Here is a 3,035-nt window from a genome sequence, read left to right as displayed (position 1 = left end):
GGTCGACGCGACGGATGCCGCCGGCCCCGGTGCCGTGCTCACGCCCGGGTTCCTCGACCTGCACGGGCACGGCGGCGCGGGTCACGCCTACGACGACGGCCCCGACGACGTGCGGGCGGCACGCGCCCTGCACCGTGCGCACGGCACGACCCGGGCGGTGGTCTCCCTCGTGACCGCGCCGCCGCCGCTGCTCGCCCGCCGCGCCGCGATGGTGGCGGAGCTGACCCGCACCGATGCCGACATCCTCGGCTCGCACCTCGAGGGCCCCTTCCTCGCTCCCGCCCGGCGCGGCGCCCACGAAGCGGCCCTCCTCACGCCGCCGACCGCGCATCTGCTCGACGCGTTCCTCGCCGCGGGCGACGACACGATCGTGCAGGTGACGCTCGCCCCCGAACTCCCCGGCGGGCTTGACGCCGTGCGACGCCTCGTGTCAGCGGGGGTCGCGGTCGCCGTCGGACACACCGAGGCCGGGTGGGATGAGGCATCCGCCGCCTTCGACGCCGGCGCGAGCCTCGTCACCCACGCGTTCAACGCCATGCCCGGGCTCGGCCACCGCGCGCCGGGGCCGCTGGGGGCGGCACTGGCCCGCGACGGTGTCACGATCGAGGCGATCGCCGACGGCGTGCACGTGCACCCCGCGCTGATCCGCGTGCTGATGGATGCCGCACCCCGACGCGTCGCGCTCATCACCGACGCGATGGCGGCCGCGGGCTCCGGCGGCGGGCGGTACCTGCTCGGCGCGCTCGACGTCGACGTGACCGACGGCGTCGCACGCCTCGCCGGGGACGGCACGATCGCCGGCTCCACCCTCACGCAGGACGCCGCGCTGCGCACCGCTGTCGCCGCGGGCGTCTCCCTTCCCGTCGCGGTCGAGGCCCTCACCGGGGCGCCCGCCCGCGCGATCGCCCGCGACGACCTCGGCGCGCTCGCACCGGGCCGCCTCGCCGATGCTGTGCTGCTCGATGCGCGCCTCACCGTGCGCGGCGTCTGGACGGCGGGCGCGAATCTAGACTTGACGGCGTGAGTTCTCCGACCGACGCGCCGCTTCCCGCGGGCACCCGCCCCGCCCTGACGCCGCTCGACCTGCTGGCGTTCCTGTGCGAGATCATCGCGTTCGTCGTGCTCGCCTTCTGGGGCTTCGCCGCCTGGCCGTTCCCGTGGAACATCGTCGTCGGCATCGGCGCGCCCGTCGTGGCGATCCTGCTGTGGGCGCTCTTCGTCAGCCCCCGCGCGGTGCTGCGGGTGCACCCGTTCGTGCGCGCCGCCGTCGAGCTGCTCGTCTACGTGAGCGCCACGATCGCCTTCTGGTCGATGGGGCTCGCGTGGGTCGGCCTCGGCTACGGCATCGTCGCGGTGACGGTCGGACTCATCGCGGGCCTGCGGCGCCTGGGATGAGCGCGGCCGACGTCGTCGCCCGGCTGCAGCAGACGCTGCCCGGCCGCGTCGACGTGAGCGTCGCCGCCCGTGAGGCCGCCCGTGCGGACGCGTCGGGCCACGCGGCATCCGCCCCGCCGCTGTGCGTCGTCGAGGCCCGATCGGTCGCCGACGTGCAGCAGGTGCTGCGCATCGCGAGCGCCACCGGCACCCCCGTCGTCACCCGTGGCGCCGGCACGGGTCTCGCGGGCGGCGCGAACGCCGGCGGCGGCGAGATCGCCCTGTCGGTGCGCCACATGGACCGGGTGCTCGAGGTGCGGCCCGACGACCTCATCGCCGTCGTCGAGCCGGGCATCGTCAACGCCGACCTCGACGCCCATCTCGCCCCGTACGGCCTGTGGTGGGCGCCCGACCCGGCCTCCCGCGCGATCTCGACCGTGGGCGGCAACATCGCGACCGGCGCCGGCGGCCTGCTGTGCGCGAAGTACGGCGTCGTGCGCGACGCGGTGCTCGGGGTCGACGCGGTGCTCGCCGACGGCACCCTGCTGCACCTCGGCCACCGCACCGTGAAGGGCGTCACCGGCTACGACCTCACATCGCTGCTCATCGGGTCGGAGGGAACCCTCGGCGTCATCGTCGGCGCGACCCTGAAGCTGCGCCGTCGCGTGCCCGGCGAGGTCTCGACGATCGCGGCGGTGTTCGCCGACGTGCGCACCGCTGCCGCGGCGTCCGCCGCCGTCACGGCCGCCGGAGTGCAGCCCGCCATCATGGAACTGATGGATGCCGCGAGCCTCGCGGCCGTGCACGACCTGCTCGAGCTCGCGCCGCCGCCCGCGGGCGCCGCGCAGCTGACCATCCAGACCGACGGCCCCGCGGCCGCCGCCGAGGCCGCCGAGGTCGCGCAGATCCTCGCGGCGCACGGCGGCGAGGTCGAGGTGACCACCGACGCCGCCCGCGGCGAGGAGCTGCTGCGCATCCGCCGGTCGATGCACCCCGCGATGGCGCGGCTCGGCACGACCCTCATCGAGGATGTCTCGGTGCCCCGCTCGCAGCTGGCGGCGATGTTCGACGAGATCGCGGCCGTCGAGGCGCGCTACGGACTGCGCATCCCCGCGGTCGCGCATGCCGGTGACGGCAACCTGCACCCCAACTTCATCTTCGACGGACCCGAGGTGCCCCCGGCGGTCTGGGAGGCGGCGGACGCGCTGTTCCAGGCGGCGCTGCGGCTCGGCGGCACCCTCACCGGCGAGCACGGCGTCGGCGTGCTGAAGCGCCGGTGGCTGCGCGACGAGCTCGGCGACGCCCAGTGGCAGCTGCAGCAGCGCGTGCGGCAGGCGTTCGATCCGGCCGGCATCCTCAACCCGGGGAAGGTGTTCGAGCCGGCCCCCGAGATCCGGGTGAGCGCCGGCGTCGTGATCGACGAGCACGGCCGGGCGGTCGTGGTGCGCAAGGCCGGTGCGGTCGTGTTCCAGCAGCCGGGCGGGAAGCCCGAGGCCGGCGAGGACGCCACGACGGCGCTCGTGCGGGAGATCGCGGAGGAGATCGGCGTGCACGTCGACCCGGCGCAGGTCGAGCCGCTCGGAGTGTTCCGCGATCTAGCGGCGAACGAGCCCGGCCACACGGTCGTGGCCGACGCGTTCCGGGTGCGGGTGCGCCATGCC

3 protein-coding genes and 1 pseudogene are annotated in these 3,035 nt (G+C 75.7%); all 4 read left to right on the top strand.

The annotated features are described in order from the left end of the window. On the top strand, nucleotides 1-1,024 hold a 1,024-nt coding region (locus ASG00_RS06905; RefSeq protein ID WP_156456218.1), incomplete at its 5' end, for an N-acetylglucosamine-6-phosphate deacetylase. Beyond that, on the top strand, nucleotides 1,021-1,395 hold the full coding sequence (locus ASG00_RS06900) for a YrdB family protein (RefSeq protein ID WP_045245874.1): 375 nt from the start codon (nucleotides 1,021-1,023) through the stop codon (nucleotides 1,393-1,395). The genes ASG00_RS06905 and ASG00_RS06900, both read left to right, overlap by 4 nt. After that, a pseudogene (locus tag ASG00_RS06895) lies at nucleotides 1,392-2,756 on the top strand (FAD-binding oxidoreductase); the annotation flags it as partial. The gene ASG00_RS06900 and the pseudogene ASG00_RS06895, both read left to right, overlap by 4 nt. Further along, nucleotides 2,745-3,035: NUDIX hydrolase (locus ASG00_RS17530; RefSeq protein WP_235559415.1), on the top strand; the 291-nt coding region annotated here is incomplete at its 3' end. The pseudogene ASG00_RS06895 and the gene ASG00_RS17530, both read left to right, overlap by 12 nt.

It is taken from the genome of Microbacterium sp. Leaf351, from assembly GCF_001423825.1.
Lineage (GTDB): Bacteria > Actinomycetota > Actinomycetes > Actinomycetales > Microbacteriaceae > Microbacterium > Microbacterium ginsengisoli.
Note: the sequence above shows the minus strand (reverse complement) of the source record. Positions and strands in the feature narration are given on the sequence as shown.